General features: G+C 67.7%; 18 protein-coding genes. 4 read left to right on the top strand and 14 right to left on the bottom strand.

The genetic code is table 11. The annotated features are described in order from the left end of the window. Positions 1 to 56 precede the first annotated feature (56 nt). From D3869_RS00235 to D3869_RS00205, 7 genes are all read right to left on the bottom strand, one after another. Positions 57 to 1,157, bottom strand: a complete 1,101-nt coding sequence (locus D3869_RS00235; RefSeq protein ID WP_094306309.1) for a branched-chain amino acid ABC transporter substrate-binding protein — start codon at positions 1,155 to 1,157, stop codon at positions 57 to 59. A gap of 173 nt (positions 1,158 to 1,330) precedes the next feature. Continuing rightward, positions 1,331 to 1,690, bottom strand: a complete 360-nt coding sequence (locus D3869_RS00230) for a DUF6867 family protein (protein WP_035673562.1) — start codon at positions 1,688 to 1,690, stop codon at positions 1,331 to 1,333. Then, a complete protein-coding gene (locus D3869_RS00225; RefSeq protein ID WP_014240352.1) occupies positions 1,690 to 2,400 on the bottom strand; it encodes an ABC transporter ATP-binding protein in 711 nt (236 codons plus the stop codon). Before D3869_RS00225 ends, D3869_RS00230 begins: the two co-directional genes overlap by 1 nt. Before the next feature lie 3 nt (positions 2,401 to 2,403). Continuing rightward, positions 2,404 to 3,288: an ABC transporter ATP-binding protein gene (locus D3869_RS00220; RefSeq protein ID WP_137138463.1), complete on the bottom strand. Its 885-nt coding sequence runs from the start codon at positions 3,286 to 3,288 to the stop codon at positions 2,404 to 2,406. Between the two features lie 14 nt (positions 3,289 to 3,302). Next, positions 3,303 to 4,820, bottom strand: coding sequence for a high-affinity branched-chain amino acid ABC transporter permease LivM (gene livM, locus D3869_RS00215; protein ID WP_137138462.1), 1,518 nt, complete (start codon positions 4,818 to 4,820; stop codon positions 3,303 to 3,305). A gap of 4 nt (positions 4,821 to 4,824) precedes the next feature. Then, entirely contained in the window at positions 4,825 to 5,730 is a 906-nt protein-coding gene (locus D3869_RS00210; protein ID WP_014240349.1) for a branched-chain amino acid ABC transporter permease, read from the bottom strand. Positions 5,731 to 6,130: 400 nt separating this feature from the next. Next, complete coding sequence (locus D3869_RS00205) at positions 6,131 to 6,940, bottom strand: hypothetical protein (RefSeq protein WP_137138461.1); 810 nt, start codon at positions 6,938 to 6,940, stop codon at positions 6,131 to 6,133. Positions 6,941 to 7,196: 256 nt separating this feature from the next. Here D3869_RS00205 and D3869_RS00200 point away from each other — a divergent pair, with 256 nt between their 5' ends. Next, positions 7,197 to 8,165 (top strand): ROK family protein, encoded by a 969-nt coding sequence (locus D3869_RS00200; protein WP_137138460.1) that lies wholly within the window; start codon positions 7,197 to 7,199, stop codon positions 8,163 to 8,165. On the opposite strand, the gene D3869_RS00195 is transcribed toward D3869_RS00200, so the two are convergent. From D3869_RS00195 to D3869_RS00175, 5 genes are all read right to left on the bottom strand, one after another. Continuing rightward, positions 8,137 to 8,520, bottom strand: coding sequence for a hypothetical protein (locus D3869_RS00195; RefSeq protein ID WP_175426363.1), 384 nt, complete (start codon positions 8,518 to 8,520; stop codon positions 8,137 to 8,139). The two genes, D3869_RS00200 and D3869_RS00195, sit on opposite strands and share 29 nt — an antisense overlap. A 155-nt stretch (positions 8,521 to 8,675) precedes the next feature. Beyond that, positions 8,676 to 10,361: an ArnT family glycosyltransferase gene (locus D3869_RS00190; protein ID WP_137138458.1), complete on the bottom strand. Its 1,686-nt coding sequence runs from the start codon at positions 10,359 to 10,361 to the stop codon at positions 8,676 to 8,678. Then, positions 10,358 to 10,693 (bottom strand): lipid-A-disaccharide synthase N-terminal domain-containing protein, encoded by a 336-nt coding sequence (locus tag D3869_RS00185; RefSeq protein ID WP_014240342.1) that lies wholly within the window; start codon positions 10,691 to 10,693, stop codon positions 10,358 to 10,360. Before D3869_RS00185 ends, D3869_RS00190 begins: the two co-directional genes overlap by 4 nt. A 31-nt stretch (positions 10,694 to 10,724) precedes the next feature. Further along, a complete protein-coding gene (locus D3869_RS00180; RefSeq protein WP_014240341.1) occupies positions 10,725 to 11,483 on the bottom strand; it encodes a glycosyltransferase family 2 protein in 759 nt (252 codons plus the stop codon). A gap of 104 nt (positions 11,484 to 11,587) precedes the next feature. Beyond that, a complete protein-coding gene (locus tag D3869_RS00175; RefSeq protein WP_137140517.1) occupies positions 11,588 to 13,171 on the bottom strand; it encodes a Do family serine endopeptidase in 1,584 nt (527 codons plus the stop codon). Between the two features lie 515 nt (positions 13,172 to 13,686). Between D3869_RS00175 and D3869_RS00170 the strand changes: the two genes are divergently transcribed. Together D3869_RS00170 and D3869_RS34685 are read left to right on the top strand one after the other, a co-directional pair. Next, positions 13,687 to 14,535, top strand: a complete 849-nt coding sequence (locus tag D3869_RS00170; RefSeq protein ID WP_137138457.1) for a helix-turn-helix domain-containing protein — start codon at positions 13,687 to 13,689, stop codon at positions 14,533 to 14,535. 243 nt (positions 14,536 to 14,778) lie between these two features. Then, positions 14,779 to 15,003 (top strand): ChaB family protein, encoded by a 225-nt coding sequence (locus D3869_RS34685; RefSeq protein WP_109068311.1) that lies wholly within the window; start codon positions 14,779 to 14,781, stop codon positions 15,001 to 15,003. On the opposite strand, the gene D3869_RS00160 is transcribed toward D3869_RS34685, so the two are convergent. After that, positions 14,904 to 15,530, bottom strand: a complete 627-nt coding sequence (locus D3869_RS00160; protein ID WP_247895662.1) for a phosphate signaling complex PhoU family protein — start codon at positions 15,528 to 15,530, stop codon at positions 14,904 to 14,906. The two genes, D3869_RS34685 and D3869_RS00160, sit on opposite strands and share 100 nt — an antisense overlap. Positions 15,531 to 15,855: 325 nt before the next feature. Between D3869_RS00160 and D3869_RS00155 the strand changes: the two genes are divergently transcribed. After that, the gene (locus D3869_RS00155) at positions 15,856 to 17,166 is read left to right on the top strand and encodes a pentapeptide repeat-containing protein (RefSeq protein WP_137138456.1); all 1,311 of its coding nucleotides are present in this window, start codon (positions 15,856 to 15,858) and stop codon (positions 17,164 to 17,166) included. Between the two features lie 42 nt (positions 17,167 to 17,208). Here the strand turns inward: D3869_RS00155 and D3869_RS00150 are convergent, their stop codons facing one another. Next, complete coding sequence (locus D3869_RS00150) at positions 17,209 to 17,703, bottom strand: MarR family winged helix-turn-helix transcriptional regulator (protein WP_247895661.1); 495 nt, start codon at positions 17,701 to 17,703, stop codon at positions 17,209 to 17,211. Position 17,704: the final 1 nt, after the last annotated feature.

Genomic DNA, 17,704 nt, shown 5'->3' with positions numbered 1-17,704 from the left:
CCGCCGGGCCTTTGCGCGACTTCGTTTCCCGAAGGAGAACGGATGGTACGCCCGGTTTACTTGACCTGGGCGTACTGGCCGTTGTTCCAGCGGTACCAGACATAGGCCGGGGTGGTCACGTCGCCCTTGGCGTCGAAGCCGATCTTGCCGATCACCGTGCTGTAGTTGCCCTTGCGGAGAACCTCGGCGACCTTGGCGGCGTCGGTGGAGTTGGCCTGCTTGACCGCGTCGGCCCAGATCTGCAGGGCGGCGTAGGTGTAGAGGGTGTAGCCCTCCGGCTCATAACCGGCCTTGCGGAACTTCTCCACGGCTTCCTTGGCTTCCGGCATCTCGCGCGGGTCCGGACCGAACGTCATCATGGTGTTCTCGCCGGCCGGACCGGTGATCGCCCAGTACTCGTTGGTCACCAGCGCGTCGCCCGACACGATCGGGGCGTTCAGGCCCTGGTCCTTCATCTGGCGGGCCAGCAGGCCGGCCTCGGTGTGGTAGCCACCGACATAGACGACGTCGACGGCTTCCTGCTTCAGCTTGGACACCAGCGCCGAGTAGTCCTTCTCGCCCGCCGTGTAGGCCTCGTAGATCTTCTCCTTCTGGCCGCCGGCGTTCAGCGCCTTCTGCGTCTCGTCGGCGAGACCCTTACCATAGGCCGACTTGTCGTGCAGGATGGCGACGTTCTTGCCCTTGTAGTTCTCCAGCAGATACTTGCCGGCGATCTGGCCCTGCTGGTCGTCGCGGCCGCAAACGCGGAAGACGTTCTTCAGGTTCTGCTCGGTCAGCTTCGGGTTGGTCGAGGCCGGAGAGATCTGGAGGACGCCTTCCTCGGCATAGACCTGCGAGGCCGGGATCGAGGAGCCCGAGCAGAAGTGGCCGGCGACGAATTTCACGCCCGCCTTGGCGAGCTGGTTCGCCACGGCGACGGCCTGCTTCGGATCGCAGGCGTCGTCGCCCACTTCCAGCTTCAGCTTCTGGCCCAGGACACCGCCGGCGGCGTTGATGTCGGCGACCGCCTGCTCGATGCCCTTCTTCATCTGCTCGCCGAAGGTGGCGTACTGGCCGGTGATCGGGCCGGCGGTCGCCACCGCGATGTCGGCCTTCGCCACCGAGGCGGTCATAGCGGTCGCCGCAACCGCAACGAGGAGGGAAAGCTTGTAGTTCATAGTTTCGTTGGCTCCCTGTTATGAGTCGTACGCCGGCCCCGCGGGGGCCTTTTCACCGGTCCCCCAAGGGCTGGGGGCGCCGGTGCCGACAAGGTTCCACTATAGTCCGATCATCGCCAAGTGCGACAGTTTCGCCCACGTCCTGGTCCCGATCAGACCCATGGAATTCGCAATCACTGGGCGAGCGTTCCGCCGACGCGTTCGCGCCAGCCGAAGGGTCCGGAACGCTCGTACAGCCAAGGATACTGGGACACCATCCGGCGCGCCATCGAAATGCGGTACGTGGTCAGGGTGATCGCGCCGATCACCAGGGTGTGCACCACGAATCCATACACCGACAGGAGCTGGCCACCGAACAGGCCCCAGACCAGGAACCGGTCACCCAAGCCGAGCAGGATGGAGTAGGCGATGGCGCTCGACAGCGGCTTCCAGCCTTCGGCCAGGGTCTGGCCGGTCAAAACGCCGCAGCCGCCGAACACCAGGACCGTCAGGCCCAGGAACACCGGCAGGGAGGACCCGAGAACACCGTCCATCAGTGACCTCCCTCAAGATAGGCCGAGCGAACTTCCTCGTTCGCCAGCAGTTCGGCGCCGGTCCCCGACATGGTGACCTTGCCGTTGACCATCACATAGCCGCGGTGGGCGAGCTTCAGCGCGTGGAAGGCGTTCTGCTCGACCATGAACACGGTCATCTTCTGTTCGCGGTTGATGTCCTTCACCGCCTGGAAGATCTGCTTCACCACCAGCGGGGCGAGGCCCAGCGACGGCTCGTCGAGAAGCAGCAGCCGCGGCTGGCTCATCAGCGCGCGGCCAATTGCCAGCATTTGCTGCTCGCCGCCCGACATGGTGCCGGCGCGCTGGCTGATGCGCTCCTTCAGGCGCGGGAACAGGGTCAGGACCCGCTCCAGCTCGTTGGCAAAGCTGCCCGGCTTGGCCGTGATGGAGCCCATCTGCAGATTCTCCAGCACGCTCATGCGCGGGAAGATCCGGCGGCCTTCCGGCGACTGGGCGATGCCCAGGCGGACCAGCTCGTAGGTGGGCATCTGCGTGATGTCCTGCCCTTCGAAGGTGATCCGGCCCATGCGGGCGCGCGGACTGCCGCAGATGGTCATGAGAAGCGTGGACTTGCCGGCGCCGTTGGCGCCGATCAGCGAGACGATCTCGCCGGCCCCGATCTCGATGTCGACCCCCTTCAGCGCCTCGATGGCGCCGTAGAAGGTGTGGACGCCCGATACCTTCAGCATGGCTCAGGCCCCCTCCTCGGCTCGCTTGGCGACCTCTGGCAGGTCGGCCTTGATCTCCGGCGGCAGTTCCTCGTCCTCCTCCTCGCCCAGATAGGCGCGGATCACCGCCGGGTCGTTCTTGACGAAGGCCGGATCGCCGTCGGAGATCTTCCGCCCGTAATCCAGCACCACGACATGGTCGGAAATGGTCATCACCACGCTCATGTCATGCTCGATCAGCAGAACACCGATCTTGTGCTCGTCGCGGATGTAGGTGAGCAGATCGGCCAGTTCGCCCGACTCGCGCGGGTTGAGGCCCGCCGCCGGTTCGTCCAGGCAGAGCATCACCGGTTCGGTGCACATGGCTCGGGCGATCTCCAGCCGGCGCTGGGCGCCGTAGGGGAGATTGCCCGCTTCCCAGTCCGCGAACTCCAGAAGGCGGACGCGGTCCAGCCAGTATTTGGCCAGATCGACCGCCTCCCGCTCCGTCCGGGTGTAGGACGGCAGGCCGAGCAGGCCGGCGATGGAGAAGCCCGACGCGCGGATCAGCTTGTTGTGCTGGGCGACGATCAGGTTCTCCAGGACGCTCATGCCGCCGAACAGGCGGATGTTCTGGAAGGTGCGGGCGACGCTGGCCTTCTGCGAGATGCGGTAGCCCGGCATCCGCTCCAGCAGGAACTCCTTCCCGTCGGCGTGGCGCAGCGTCAGCCGGCCCACCGTGGGGGTGTAGAAGCCGGTGATGCAGTTGAACAGCGTGGTCTTGCCGGCGCCGTTCGGGCCGATGATCGCGGTGATCTCGCCGTTGTTGGCGGAGAAGGAGACGTCGTTGACCGCCACCAGGCCGCCAAAGCGCATGGTGAGGTGTTCGACCGTCAGCAGGGGCGTGGTGGTCATGGAATGACCCGTCATCACTGTCGCTTCCATCACTTCGCGCTCCCCCCGGCGATGCCCTGGCCGCCGGCGGCGGCGGTGCCCGCGGCGGGGCCGCCGCTTCCGCCCTTGGGACGGCCGTGCAGGAGGATGGTCGGGTCGCGGTGGGCCAGCAGGCCGCGCGGACGCCACAGCATGATCAGCACCATGCCCATGCCGAACGCCAGCATGCGGTAGTCGGCCAGTTCACGGAAGGCTTCCGGCAGGCCGATGACCAGAAGGGTCGCCACGACGACGCCGATCTGGCTGCCCATGCCGCCCAGCACCACGATGGCGAGGATGATCGCCGATTCGATGAAGGTGAAGCTCTCCGGGCTGATGAAGCCCTGGCGGGTGGCGAAGAAGGAGCCGGCGAAGCCGCCGAACATCGCCGCGATGGCGAAGGCCGCCAGCTTCATGTTCGTGCGGTTGATGCCCAGCGAGGCGCAGGCGATGTCGTCCTCGCGCAGCGCCTCCCAGGCGCGGCCCAGCGGCAGCTTGCGGACGCGCATGGTGAACAGGTTCACCACCAGGGCCAGCACCAGGATCAGGTAATAAAGGAAGATGATCCGGTGCAGCGGGCTGAACTCCAGGCCGAACATCTCGTGGAAGGCCGCCGTGCCCTCCGCCGGGGTCCGCGTGAAGTCGGCGATGCCGAAGAAGCTCGGGCGCGGAATGCCGGAGATGCCGTTGGGGCCACCGGTGAACTGGTACCAGTTGATCAGGATGATGCGGATGATCTCGCCGAAGCCCAGCGTCACGATGGCGAAATAGTCGCCGCGCAGGCGCAGGACCGGGAAGCCCAGCAGAACGCCCGACATCGCCGCCAGGAAGCCGGCCAGCGGCAGGCAGACCCAGAAGCTGAAGCCGAAATAATGGGCCAGCAGCGCGTAGGAGTAGGCACCCACCGCGTAGAAGGCCACATAGCCGAGGTCGAGCAGGCCGGCGAGGCCGACCACGATGTTCAACCCCCAGCCCAGCATGATGTAGGTCAGCAGCAGGATGCCGATGTCCAGAAGCTGGCGGTCGGCGAAGGGGGTGAACGGGAAGGCCAGCGCCACGACGACGGCGATCGGGCCGAGCCAGCGCGAGGCGTGCTGCACCTGCGCCGCGATGTGGTCCATCCGCTTGTCGCGCTCCGCCTGCGACAGCTTGGAGCGGCCGGTGCGGATCGCCAGGATGGCGCGGATCGTGATGACGGCACCGCCGGCGATCAGGATGACCCGCAGGGCCTCCGTCGGCATGGCGATGAAGAAGCCCGCCGCGGTGGCGGCGGCGGCCAGCACCAGGACGGTGACGGCGTGGCCCTCGCGGATCAGGCAGAGGCCGAGACGGCCGAGGAAGACCAGACCGACGGCGGCGGCCACCTCGTCCCAGCGGGTTTCCAGCCCGAGGCCGGTGGGACGGTCCACCGTGCGCAGGCCGACCAGCGGGATCGTCAGGAGAAGGGCGACGAAGGCGGTCATCGCCGCCTCCTTCAGGATCGCGGGCCAGGCGATGGCCCGCGGCGAAGACAGGGAAATCGCGGTCATGGCGTCACACCTTCTCGATTTCCGGACGGCCCAGCAGGCCGGTCGGCCGGAAAATCAGGACGAGCACGAGAATCGTGAAGGTCGCCACGTCCTTCCATTCGCTGCCCATGTAGCCGGACCAGAAGGCTTCGATCAGGCCGATGACCACACCGCCCAGCATCGCGCCCGGCAGCGAGCCGATGCCGCCGAGCACCGCGGCGGTGAAGGCCTTAACGCCGGCCAGGAAGCCGATGTAGAAGTCGATCACGCCGTAGATCAGCAGAACCATCATGCCCGCCACGGCGGCCAGGGCGGCGCCCATGACGAAGGTCAGGGAAATGACGCGGTCGACGTTGACGCCGAGCAGGCCGGCCATCTTCTTGTCCTGCTCGCAGGCGCGCTGGGCGCGGCCGAGCGAGGTGCGGGTGATGAGCTGGGTGAAGCCGTACATCAGGGCGATCGTGATGACGATCGTCGCCAGGCGCACGTAGCTGACCGACACCGCCCCGTCCATCAGGGTCAGGTTGCCCGGCAGGATCGGCTGCAGCGGCTTGCTGCGGGCGCCCTGGAGGATCTGCACGTAGTTCTGCAGGAAGATCGACATGCCGATCGCCGAGATCAGCGGCGCCAGACGCGGCGAGCTGCGCAGCGGACGATAGGCGATGCGCTCCACCGTCCATCCGTAGACGGCGGTGAACAGCATCGATGCGACCAGCATGACGAGAAGGGCCAGCGGCACCCAGGTGATCCCCAGGCTCCCGATGGCCAGAAAGGTGATGAGGGCCACGAAGGCGCCGATCATGTAGATCTCGCCGTGGGCGAAGTTGATCATGCCGATGATGCCGTACACCATCGTGTAACCGATCGCGATGAGGCCGTAGATGGCGCCCAGCGACAGGCCGTTGATCAACTGCTGAAGGAAGTATTCCATTGTCTTACCTCGCCTCGGCGCGATGCGCAGGCTTCGGCGAGCGAGACAAGCGCGCTCGTACACCAGTCACGTGAAGTGCCACTCCCCGAATTGGCTTACCCGGGCTCTTGAGCGCGGGACCAAGATTGTTGTGTGAGCGGAACGTTAGCCCAGCGGCTCTCAACAGAGCAAGAGGGCAAACCCGCACTCTATCTGCGGTAATACCAATTTTCCGAGAATTTGCAATATCGATTCATGTCAGTTCCGTGAACTTTGCGCTTGCTTTCTACCATAGCGACTGCACCGCATCAAAAAGCCCTCTTCACTGTGGTGAAGAGGGCTTCGCAACAACTGTGCCACTGCTGCGATGCATGATGCCGGAGCGCCTATGACCTCCGGCATCACCATCGATGTTGGTCGGTCAGCGCTTGGCGGAAACCACCTGGGCCTTCGCCGGGTCCTTGGGCTTTCCAGGGGCCTTGGCCGTCGCCTTGCCGGTCGACTTGGACGACGACGACGCGCTGCCGCTGCGCGAGGCCGGGGCCTGGGCCACGTCGTAGTTCACGTCCGGGTTGCTGACGACCTGGACGTCGCACAGCGGCTTTGACGACAAATGCATCAGGCCGGCGCTTTTTTCATCGCCGGTCAGGACGCGGATGTCGTCCGCCGTCAGGTCCATCGCCGCCTTGGAGCGGTCCACGAAGTTGGCGCAATACAGCCCGGTGCCGATCACCGCGGCGCGGCGGCTGACCTCGTTCGCCAGTTCGGTGCGGAACATGTCGAACTGCCGCGTCGCGTTGCCGCCCCCCTTCTTGCGGAAGTGGTCGATCATCGACGCTTCCGAATTGGAGATCAGGGAACGGTTCTTGACGGTGAAGTCCTGGTACAGGTTGAAGGGCTTCTTGTCCGGATTCACCTGCTGGCAGGTCAGCCCGACCACCATCATCTCGGTGTGCATGCGGATGGTCTGCTCCGCGGCGTGCTCGGCGCGGCTGTAGCAGGCGCCGGGCTTGGCCGCGGCGGCTTTGGTTGCGGCGGCCTTGGACGCGGTGCTCTTGGCGGCGGCCGGCTTCGCGGTGGCCTTCGCAGCCGTTTTCTCGGCCGCCGGCTTCGCCGCCTCCTTGGCGGCAGCCGGCAGCGCGGCGCCGGCGAACAGCACGGCGAGGCCGACGGCGGCGGCGCTGCGCAAGGTGAAGGAAGGAATGCGATGGGCGGCGCGCTGGCGATTCATCGTTGGTCCGGCTCCGGTGGCCCTGATTGACGGGCGGAATCCGACGGATCACGCCCTCTCCTACGCTGGTTCTACAAGATCCCGACAGACGGTCAACCCATATCACCCAAGCGAAGACCATTTGTCCCAGCCTGTGGCGCGGCCGTCGCCGGGAAGGTCGGACGGTTGCTTGGCTTGCGGGTTGCCGGTCTTTCCCAGTATTGCAACAGCATCGGCCTCCGTCTGTGACGCGGGCCACAATTCAGGGCCTTTTTCCATGAGTCACACCGGCGGCACCCCTTCGGCCATCCGCATCGGAATCGACCTCGGCGGCACCAAGACGGAAGGGATCGCGCTCGGTGCGGCCGGCGAGGAGCGCGCCCGCGTCCGCGTCCCCACCCCCCGCGGCGACTATGACGCGACGGTGCGGACCATCGCCGATCTGGTGGCACGGCTGGAGAGCGCGACGGGGTCGGCGGGCGCCACCGTCGGGATCGGCATTCCCGGCGCCGTCTCCCCGGCGACCGGGCTGGTGAAGAACGCCAACTCAACATGGCTGATCGGCAAGCCCTTCGACCGCGATCTGGCGGAGGCGCTCAAGCGGCCGGTGCGGGTCGAGAACGACGCCAACTGTCTGGCCGTGTCGGAAGCGGCGGACGGGGCCGGGGCCGGCTGCGGCGTGGTCTTCGCGGCGATCCTCGGCACAGGATGCGGGGCGGGAATCGTCGTGGACGGCCGTCCGCTGCGCGGCCGCAACGCCATCGGCGGCGAATGGGGGCACAATCCCCTGCCCTGGCCCACCGACGGGGAGCGGCCCGGCCCGGCCTGCTATTGCGGCAAGTCCGGTTGCCTGGAAACCTTCGTGTCCGGCCCCGCCGTCGCCGCCGACCACCGCCGGGTCACCGGAGCGGACCTGTCGGCGGAAGCCATCGCGGCGCTGGCGGAGCGCGGTGACGCCACGGCCCGCGCCACCCTCGACCGGCTGGTGGACCGGCTGGGGCGCGGGCTGGCGGGCATCGTCAATGTGCTGGATCCGGACGTCATCGTGCTTGGCGGCGGGCTGTCGAACCTAGGGTTCCTGTACCCCGCCCTTCCCCCGGCGATCGCGCGCTGGGCGTTCACGGACAGCTTGGACACGCCGGTCCGCCGGGCCATTCATGGCGATTCGAGCGGGGTCCGCGGGGCCGCCTGGCTGTGGCGCCCCGAGGAGGCCGCGGTTACCGCTCGAAATTGTACTCCGGGTTGAGCGTCACCTCGCGCGGGGTGCCCGGCACGTTGTCGCCACCACCGCCACGCCGAGCCGCCGTTGCCGCGCCGCGCCCGTCGCGGACCGGCGGAGTCAGCGAATTGGTCCGGGAGTAGGACGGGGTGGCGCGGGCCGGATCGGTGCCGTAGCCCCGCGAGCCGGCGCGGAACTGCTCGCCGTTGCCCATGGCGCCCCAATGGGACGGCCGCGCCCCGGGAATCGGTTGGGCCTCCTCCATGCGGCGCATGTGGGGGCCGGTCGGGACCATCTCCTCATAAACCCAGGAGGGGTATTCCTGCCTCTGCGCTTCGGCGGGTGCGGCAAAGGCCAGCACCGCGAGGGTCGCTACAGTCATCGTTCGAAGCATGACACGGCGGCCTTCCATCCTTTTGCGTGTGGAAGACCGATTCCGCCGGATGCGGCCGCGCATGTCCAGGGAGGAGGCGGGTTACTCAGCCCGCAACCTCCCTCCGCCCCCCTCCATCCAGTGGACACCCCACTCCGGCTTGTTCAGGGGCGCGCCGCGCCGTACAGCGTCAGGATCAGCCGCTTGCCGGTGTTGTAGTTGAAGCCGGTGAAGCGGCCGAGAGCAACCGGCTCCGCATCCTTCAGCGCGGCGCGGAACTCCGCCTCCTCGCGGTCGGTCACCAGGGCCAGCCCGCAGGACGGGTTCTCCGCCAGATGGGCGGCGGCGCCCGCCCCATGGGTCAGGCGCGTGTCCGTCCCCAGCAGAAAGACGAGGCTCGGCTCGGAATAGCCGGCGGAGGCGACCACGCTGTCGGCGCAGGGGCGCACCGCCGCGACCGTCCGCGCCGCCTGCCGGCTGATCCACACGCCGTCGATTCCCGGCAGGACCGCGCCGTAGGTCCCCGCGTACAGCACCGCCGCCGCCGCCAGTCCCGCCGCGAAACCCGGTGTCTCCCGGCGCTGGGCGAACAGGCGTACGGCCAACGCGTACAGCACCAGCACCACCGGCAGCATGGCGACGGCGACCGGATCGACGCGCCCGTCCACCAGATAGGGGATCACCGCGACCGCGACCGTCAGGGCGCCGAACCCGACGGCCCCGAACACGGTGGCGACCGAGAACAGCCCCCAGCGCGGCGCGTCGGCGCGGCGCAGGAAATGCTCGCGCGCCGCGGCGGCAGTCAGGATGGCGATGGCCGGGAAGACCGGCAGCGTGTAGTGCAGGAGCTTGGTCGGCACCGCCTCGAAGACCAACCAGCTCGGGATGATCCAGGCGACGCAGAAGCGCACGGCGTCCGCTGTCGGACCGGTGCCCTTGCGGTGGCGCCACGCCCAGGGAACGGCCAACAGCGCCAGGAAGGACCAGGGCGCGAAGGTCACCCAGAAGGTGCCCAGGTAATAGCCGGGCGGCAGGCCCTTCGCCTCCTGCCCGCTGACCACCTTGCCCATCATGTCATGTCCGACCGACTCGGCGAAGAAGGCGCCCTTGGTCTTGATGGTTATGGCGATCAGCCAGGGCGCGGCGATGGCGACCACGATGGCGAGGCCGACCAGCGGGCGCAGCCGCTTCAGCCAGCCGGCGCGGCGGTCCAGCACCGCCAGCACCAGCGCCGTGGTGCCGGACACCAGGAGGACGATGGGCCCCTTGATGAGGATGCCGATGCCCGCGGCGATCCAGAAGGCGAGCGGCGCCGCCCAGCCGGACCGCTCCGCATGACGGTTCAGGTAGAGGCTGGCCAGCGCGGCCTGCCCGATCACGATGGTCGAGAGCAGCACCGCGTCGGTCTTCGCCATGCGGGCCTCGACGCCCAGCACGACGCAGGACGCCATCATCAGCCCGGCGAGGAACCCGACCGTCCCGCCGAACATCCGCGCCCCGGTCCAGGCCGTCGCCAGTACCGCCAGAACCGCCCCGATCAGCGACGGGATGCGGAAGGTCCAGATCTCCTTCGGCATCCCGCCCGGCCCGTCGACCAGCCGCGTCGCCGCGGTCTGCAGCCAGTAGATGCCCACCGGCTTCTTGTGGCGCGCCTCGTCCTGGAAGCGGATGTCCACATAGTCGCCGCTTTCCAGCATCTGGTGGGACGCCTGGGCGAAGCGCGCCTCGTCGCGGTCGAAGGGCGGCAGGTCGAAGAAGCCGGGCAGGAACAGCAGGGCGCTGATCACCGCCAGCGCCAGATAGGCCAGCACCGGCAGGCGAGCGGCCTGGGCGTTCGGCGCCGCGCTCACGGCGTGCCCGCCGCGTTGCCGTCCGCTCCGCCATTCCGGCGGTTGTTCAAAACGAAGTAGAGGTTCCGGAAATAGATGATGAGGCCCAGCCCCTGTCCGAACATGAACACCGGATCACCCCGCTGGATCGAATAGGCCAACAAAAGAACCCCGCCGCCGATCGAGAAGTACCAGAAGAGGTCCGGCACGATGCTGCGCCGGGCGCGCTCGCTGGCGATCCATTGCACGACGAAGCGCATCATGAAGAGCGCCTGCGCAAAAAAGCCGACGCCGACCCAGATCAGGTCGGCGGTGCTTTGACTCTGGTACCAGGCGATGGCGCGTTCGAGCATCGGGCGGTGACTGGTCCGGAGGAAAGGAGGGTTAGCGGTCTTCGACCGCGGGCGACAGCGCGGTGCGCCGCTTCAGCCAATAGACGCCCAGCAGATCGACCACGCCGATCAGCCCCCGGCGCCAGTTGGTGTATTTGGACACGCCACGTTCCCGCGGGCGGTGGTTGACCGGCACATAGGCCACCGGATGGCCGTGCGACCGGAACAGGGCGGGCAGGAAGCGGTGCATCGCCCCGAAGAAGGGCAGATCGAGGAAGGCGTCGCGGCGGAACAGCTTCAGCCCGCAGCCGCTGTCGGTGCAGCCGTCCTGGAGAAAGGACTGCCGGACGGCGTTCGCGAAGCGCGAGGCCAGCCGCTTGGACAGCGTGTCCTGCCGCTTCTTGCGCAGGCCGCCGACCAGAACCGGCGCGTCCGGACCGCCCTTGGCTGCCAGGGCGAACAAGGCGGGAATGTCGGCGGGGTCGTTCTGGCCGTCGCCGTCGAGGGTGGCGATCCACTCCCCGCGCGCCGCCTTGACCCCGGTGCGCACGGCCGCGCTCTGCCCGGACCGGCGGACATGACGGACCAGCCGCAGGCGGCCCGCGGCGACCACGGGGGCGAGGCGCGTCAGCGTGTCGTCGCTGGAACCATCGTCCACATAGATCACCTCGAAGGCGCCGCCCAGCACGCCGGCTGGCGACAGCGCGCGCTCGATCTCTTCGAGAAGGGGAAGGACGTTTTCGGCCTCGTTGAAGACCGGAACCACGACCGACAGCCGCACGGGCGGACGGCCCTCGGAATCTACGCTCACTGGATTAATCCCATTCGCCAAGTGGCGGGCAAATTACTCCCGCCGCCCGGCAAACGGTAGAGGAAAAGGTTGGGACCGTCCCTGGGGACAGTCTCTGGCCGCCCTCAGCCCTTGCGGTCTTCGATGGGCATCGGCACGTAGCGCAGGTCGCCGTCGCGGCTGAGCAGCATCAGCACGGTCTTGCGGCCCTGGCTGCGCGCGTCGTCGACCAGGCGGTTCAGGTCCTCCGGCGTCTTCACCGGCTCCTGCCCGGCCTCCACGATGACGTCGCCGGCCTCGATCCCGCGCTCGCTGGCGGCGCTGGCGTCGCCAACCTCGGTCACCACCACCCCCTCGACGTCGGGGTTGATGGAGAAGCTGTCACGGAGGCCGGGGGTCAGTTGCGACAGGGTCAGCCCGAGAAGCTGCTTGGTGTCGACCGTCGTCTCCGGACGTGGCGCTCCGCTCGACCCGGACAGCGCGACCTGCTCCTGCGGCTCCAGCTCGCCCACCGTCACGGTGACGGTTTCGGCCCTGCCCTCGCGCACCAGTTCCAGCGGCACGGCCGACCCGATCTTTGTCGCGGCGACGACGCGCGGCAGTTCGCGCATCTGCTCGATGGACTCACCGTTGAAGCGGGTGATGACGTCGCCCTGCCGGACGCCCCCCTTCCCCGCCGGGCCTTCCGGCGACACGCTGGTCACCAGGGCGCCCGCCGGCTCCTGCATGCCCAGGCTCTCGGCGATGTCCGGAGTGACACTCTGCACCTGCACGCCCAGCCAGCCGCGGCGCACCTGCCCATGGTCGCGCAGCTGCTCGATGACCGGACGCGCGATGGAGGACGGGATGGCGAAGCCGATGCCCACCGACCCGCCGGTCGGCGAATAGATCGCCGTGTTGATGCCGATCACCTCGCCGTTGAGGTTGTAGAGCGGTCCGCCGGAATTGCCCCGGTTGATCGAGGCGTCGGTCTGCAGATAATCGTCGTACGGACCCTGCTGGATGTCGCGCTGCCGCGCCGACAGGATTCCCGCCGTCACCGATCCGCCGAGGCCGAAGGGGTTGCCGATGGCGACCACCCAGTCGCCGACCCGCAGCGCCTCGCTGTCGCCCCAGGGGGCGGCGACCAGCGGCTTCTTGCTGTCGACCTTCAAAACGGCGAGGTCGGTCGGCCCGTCCACGCCCACCAGCTTCGCGGGCAGTTTCGTGCCGTCGTGCATGGTGACGGAAATCTCCGCCGCTTCGGACACCACGTGGCTGTTGGTGACCACGAAGCCCGCCGGGTCGATGATGAAGCCCGACCCCAACGCCGCCGTGGGGCGCGGCGCCTGTTGTTGCTGTTGCTGTTGCGGCTGGCCGCGCTGGCGGTCGCGAAACTCGCGGAAGAACTCTTCGAACGGTGAACCGGGTGGAAAGCCGGGAAGCTCCGGTCCGCGCGGTCCCGCCTGCGGACCATTTTGTGGAGGCGCCTGCGTGGTGGAGATGAAGACCACCGCGTCCAACTGTTTCTCCGCCAGATCGGCGAAGGTCGGTGGGGCGTTGGGCGGCAGGACGGACGCCAGCGGCGGCGCGGCCGGGGCCGGAACGGCGGCACCCCCCGCATCCTGCGCGAAAGCCGGTGCCGAAAAAGCCAGGATGGCGGCGACAAGGCCCGCGGACGCGGCGGGCAACGCCGATCGCGATGCAGATCCGCTCGTCGGTCCGGTCATCAATCCGGCGTGACGCCGGACGAAGCCGGACCGGGGCCGGAATCGATCGATGGAATGCGGCATGGACGAAACTCCGCCAGTCGGACAGCGCGCGCCATGAGAAGGGGCGCTTCATGTCAACAGAACGCTCCGCAACGCATTCCGGACCGCGGCGGATTTTCAAACCTCGTTGCAACCGCGTCCTGCACGACCGATTCGTGAAATACAGTTTTTAAAATTCTCCTCCGCGGATGTTCCTATGCGGTTCGCGCAGGCATTGCCACAAGGCAATCGAGCCTTCGGACGAAGGCTCGGGCCAGCCGCCTAAGCGCAATTTTTCAAAGCGGCGCAAAGTTCTTCTGGCATTTTCCCAGCAAGTTCCCGATATTCATCCGTACCGACAACATCGCACGCAAAAACGGCTCCTGACGTGAAGCCCGTGCACGCGCCCGCGTGCCGCTGCGTCAGAAGGCGCGCGATACGGCCCAAGCAGCGTACGCATGACTCAAAATTCACTTTGGCAACCGAGCGACATAATGAACGCAGAAACCGGGTCCGAACCGGAGGCTCCGAAGAAGCGCGGACGAATCCCCCAGTCGGCGTGGCCTCAGATTCTTGAGCGTTACCGTTCCGGCGTTACCCTGTCGGCGATCGCGCGTGAGTTCGAATGCACGCCGAGCGCCATTTCCTACATCATCCGCAAGGCTGAGGCCGCCGGCGAGAAGGACGCGCCGGTCGAAGAGGGCGCCGTCAGCGACGCCGCCGCGGCGGAAGCGCCGGCCGGCGACGCGTTGGCGGAAGAGCCGCCTCCCGCTTCGGTTGCCGCTCCGGCCGCCGCCCCGGAAGCTCCGGCACCGGCCAAGCCGGCGCGCCGCTCCGCGGCCCCTGCCCCTGCGCAGGCCCCCCAGACCACGGCTCCGGCCCCCGCTCCGGCGGCGGCGGCTCCGGCGGCGGCCCAACCCGCGCCGGCCCCGGCATCGGCTCCGGCTCAGACCGAAACCCTGCGCCTCAACCGTCCAGAGCCGCAACCGGCGGCACAGCCGGCCCCGGTCCAGCCGGCTCCGGTCCAGCCGACGGCAGGCCCCGCCCAAGCCGCTCCCCAGCCCGCCGCGGCGGATGGAAGCCGCCCGGCCGGCACCAACCCGCCGCCGGTCGACGCCGTCGAGGCGCGGCTGCGCGACACCGCGCGAGGTTGCCTGAACGCCTACCGCGGCTGGCGCCAGCAGCCTGGCGAAGCGTCGATCCAGACGCTGTCGGAAGCGGTGCACGAGCTGCGCAAGGCCCTGGCCCGCATCGAGATCGACATGTCGGCCAGCCGCCGCGAAGAGCAGGCGATCCGGCCGATCCCGATCCCGGCGCACCGCACCGCACGCCGCACGCCGTAAGACAGGCCAGCAGAACGGGTCTTCGCAACGCCGCTTGGGTTCCGGAAAAGCCCTTCCCCATCGACTGGGGAAGGGCTTTTTTCATGCATCCGACCTTTCGGTTTTCACACATTCGGTCTTTCGGCCTAGGCGTCTCACCGAGACCGCCTACCTCCACCGGCGCGGGAAAAAGCCCTACGAACTCACGGGGAATGGCGGCTATACTGGAGGCAACAAAGCAATCATAAGCCGGAGGAACGCCCGATGACCTTCCGCAGAAACACCGAACTGCCCGAATCGGTGAAGCGGTGCCTGCCGCTCCCCGCCCAGGACATTTACCGGTCGGCTTTCAATCACACATGGCAAGCCTGCCGCTCGCCGGAAGCGCGTCAGGCCATGCAGCGCGAGAGGCTGGCCCACAAGGTCGCCTGGGCCGCGGTCCGGCGGCGTTTCGAACCGGACGGCAGCGGCTGGCGCCCCAAGCATTGATGCGCCACGACCGCCCAGCAAAGTGAGGGGCGCGCCGCGCGCCCCCTATTCCTTACTCCACCACCGTGACGCTGCTGAGTGTCGCCTTTGCTCCGCTCCTCGGACGGCAGGCGCCCCTGAACGATGCAGCGGATGTTTTCAGCCCTGTTCGTGGCGTTATCCCCGGCGCTCTCGATCGACTTCGCCACGAACAGCAGGTGGGTGCAGCCGGTGATCTGCGCCGGCGACTCCATCATATAGGTCAGGATTGCGCGAAACAGGCTGGTGTAGGCGGCATCGGCCTGACCATCCCGGTTGCTGACGGCCATCGCCCGCTCGGCATCCTGTCCGTCATAGGCCGCCAGCGTGACCGCGCGCTTGGCCACCGAACTTGTGAAGTCGCCCATCCGCTCCAGATGGGAGGCGATCTTGAGAGGCGACATGTCGCGCAAATCCTTGGCCATCGGTTGACATAGGGCCAGCAATCGGACGCTCTGCAACTCCAGTTCCAATTCCAAACGGTCGATCTCGGCATCCGCCTCGACCACCCGTGCGGCTTTGGCGGCGTTCCGCTCCGCGATGGCTTACAGAGCGGCGGCGAACTGGCTCTCCACCCGCCGCCCCATCGTCACGATGATCCGGTGCAGACGCGCCAGTTCGGCATCGAAGGCCGCCACCGTGTGTCCGCCGGTCATTCGCCCCCTCCCGTCGATCCATTGCCCCACCGCGCCGGTTTGGCATCGTCTCGCGACCGGCCATGGAGCCGCATGTTAACAATTAAACCAGATTATCTTATGACACTGCTAACGCGCTGGAGTAACCGCGCCCCGAACCCTGCGCTGTGCCGGGAGGGGCCGATTGTCGGACGGGGTCATGACGCCACATGAGTTGGTCGCCGTGCTGGAAAAGCACGAGCGTTGGCTGAAGAACCGGTCGGGCGGCACGCGCGCCAACCTGACCATGACCAACCTGGAGGGATCGAACCTCGCCGGGGTGGAGCTGACGCAGGGCAAGCTGTCGGGGGCCAACATGGCCCATTGCGACCTGTCCAACGCGAATCTCAGCCACGCCGACCTGTTCGCCGCCCATTTGACCAAGGCCGACCTGACCGGCTGCAATTTCTACCGGGCGGATCTGCGCGGCGCCCACATGCGCGGCGCCAAGCTGAAACGCGCCATCCTGAAGGAGGCCGACCTGCGCGGCGGCGCGCTGCTGTACGGCGGAAACGGAGCAAACGGCAGCAAGGGGCTGGACTTCGTGCGCTCCGACCTGTCCGGCAGCGACATGGACGACGCGATGATGTCGAACGCCAACCTGTCCGGCGCCGACCTGACCGACGTGTCGATGAACGGGGCGGATTGCGAAGGCGCGCTGATGGCCGGAGCCACGTTGATGCGCTCGACCATGAAGAACTGCAACCTCGCCCGCGCCGACCTGCGCGGCTGCAACCTGTCCGGCGTCAATCTCCAGGGCGCGATCCTGCGCGACGCCAACCTGAACGGCGCCGTGCTGGCCGGCGCCAACCTGCGCAACGCCGACCTCCAGGGCGCGAAGATGGAGGGGGCGGACCTTGCCGGAGCCGACACCACGGGCGCCAACATGGCGCGCTCCGCCGAGAATTTCTCGATCCAGATCCAAGAAGCCCTGCACAACCATTACACCTGGATCAACACCAACGGCGCCATGGGCTCACGCGCCGACCTCAGCGGGGCGGACCTGTCGCACATCGACCTTCACGGCGTAAATCTGTCCGGCGCCAATCTGCGCGGGGTGCGGCTGGTCGGTGCCAAGATGCGCGATTCCCTGCTCATCATGTGCGACATCTCCGCCGCCGACCTGACCGGCAGCGATTTCAGCGGCGCCATCCTCGACGGGGCGACGCTCCGCGGCACCAACCTGACCGGCGCGCGGTTCGACGGGGCGGGAATCGGCTGGGTCGACATCAAGGGCCCGGACGGCCGACCGACCGGGCGGCTGTGGGCGGCCAATCTCACCGGCAGCACCTTCGCCGGGGCCTCCTGCATCCGCACCAACATGCGTGGGGCGAATCTGGCCGGCTGCGACTTCTCCAGCGCCGACCTGACGGGGGCCATTCTGAGCGACGCGAACATCCGCGACGCGCGCTTCACCGGCGCCAACCTGACTGGCGCCAGCCTGCCGCCACCGCCCGATCTGGACGATTGATCGGAACAGCCGGCGCACGGAGGACGGCCGCCGCAAAATCCATCATCCCAGATCATCGTCTCCGCCGATGGGCGGCAGGCCGCCGAGATTCGCGGACACGCGGCGCAACACGCTGACGGTCAGCGCCAGTTCGTCCGGGGAAATGCCCTGGATGGCGGTCTCCTCGATCTCCTCGACGCAGGGCAGGATGTCGGCCCGCAGAGCCTTGCCCTTCGGTGTCAGGTAGATGTTCACCTTGCGCCGGTCGTGAGGGTTGCGCACCCGCTGAACGAGATCGCACCGCTCCAGATTGTTCAACGCGGTGACGGTGGTCGGTTCCATCATGCCGACACGCTGACTCAATTCACGCTGGGTCAGCCCGTCTTCTTCCCACAGGGCGCGCAGAAAATACCATTGCCCCATGCTGACACCATGATCGGCGATGCGGATTTGCAGCGTGCGTGCGATGGCGCGATGCGTCTCCCGCACGGCCCGCGGCAAGATCGCGCCGCACTGGGGGAGCGCGTCGGAATCCTCCCCCTGCGGTTCGGCGACCATG

This window comes from Azospirillum brasilense (assembly GCF_005222205.1).
Lineage (GTDB): Bacteria > Pseudomonadota > Alphaproteobacteria > Azospirillales > Azospirillaceae > Azospirillum > Azospirillum brasilense_G.
The sequence above is the reverse complement of the archived record's forward strand: the minus strand, read 5'-3'. Positions and strand labels throughout refer to the sequence as shown.

What these genes read in the sequence shown, in the direction of transcription:
- D3869_RS00210 (WP_014240349.1), bottom strand. Translation starts at nt 5,730, where the DNA reads ATGGAATACTTCCTTCAGCAGTTGATCAACGGCCTGTCGCTGGGCGCC.
- livM (WP_137138462.1), bottom strand. Translation starts at nt 4,820, where the DNA reads ATGACCGCGATTTCCCTGTCTTCGCCGCGGGCCATCGCCTGGCCCGCG.
- D3869_RS00195 (WP_175426363.1), bottom strand. Translation starts at nt 8,520, where the DNA reads ATGACTGTAGCGACCCTCGCGGTGCTGGCCTTTGCCGCACCCGCCGAA.
- D3869_RS00205 (WP_137138461.1), bottom strand. Translation starts at nt 6,940, where the DNA reads ATGAATCGCCAGCGCGCCGCCCATCGCATTCCTTCCTTCACCTTGCGC.
- D3869_RS00170 (WP_137138457.1), top strand. Translation starts at nt 13,687, where the DNA reads ATGAACGCAGAAACCGGGTCCGAACCGGAGGCTCCGAAGAAGCGCGGA.
- D3869_RS00220 (WP_137138463.1), bottom strand. Translation starts at nt 3,288, where the DNA reads ATGACGGGTCATTCCATGACCACCACGCCCCTGCTGACGGTCGAACAC.
- D3869_RS00155 (WP_137138456.1), top strand. Translation starts at nt 15,856, where the DNA reads ATGACGCCACATGAGTTGGTCGCCGTGCTGGAAAAGCACGAGCGTTGG.
- D3869_RS00235 (WP_094306309.1), bottom strand. Translation starts at nt 1,157, where the DNA reads ATGAACTACAAGCTTTCCCTCCTCGTTGCGGTTGCGGCGACCGCTATG.
- D3869_RS00200 (WP_137138460.1), top strand. Translation starts at nt 7,197, where the DNA reads ATGAGTCACACCGGCGGCACCCCTTCGGCCATCCGCATCGGAATCGAC.
- D3869_RS00230 (WP_035673562.1), bottom strand. Translation starts at nt 1,690, where the DNA reads ATGGACGGTGTTCTCGGGTCCTCCCTGCCGGTGTTCCTGGGCCTGACG.
- D3869_RS34685 (WP_109068311.1), top strand. Translation starts at nt 14,779, where the DNA reads ATGACCTTCCGCAGAAACACCGAACTGCCCGAATCGGTGAAGCGGTGC.
- D3869_RS00175 (WP_137140517.1), bottom strand. Translation starts at nt 13,171, where the DNA reads ATGACCGGACCGACGAGCGGATCTGCATCGCGATCGGCGTTGCCCGCC.
- D3869_RS00185 (WP_014240342.1), bottom strand. Translation starts at nt 10,693, where the DNA reads ATGCTCGAACGCGCCATCGCCTGGTACCAGAGTCAAAGCACCGCCGAC.
- D3869_RS00150 (WP_247895661.1), bottom strand. Translation starts at nt 17,703, where the DNA reads ATGGTCGCCGAACCGCAGGGGGAGGATTCCGACGCGCTCCCCCAGTGC.
- D3869_RS00225 (WP_014240352.1), bottom strand. Translation starts at nt 2,400, where the DNA reads ATGCTGAAGGTATCGGGCGTCCACACCTTCTACGGCGCCATCGAGGCG.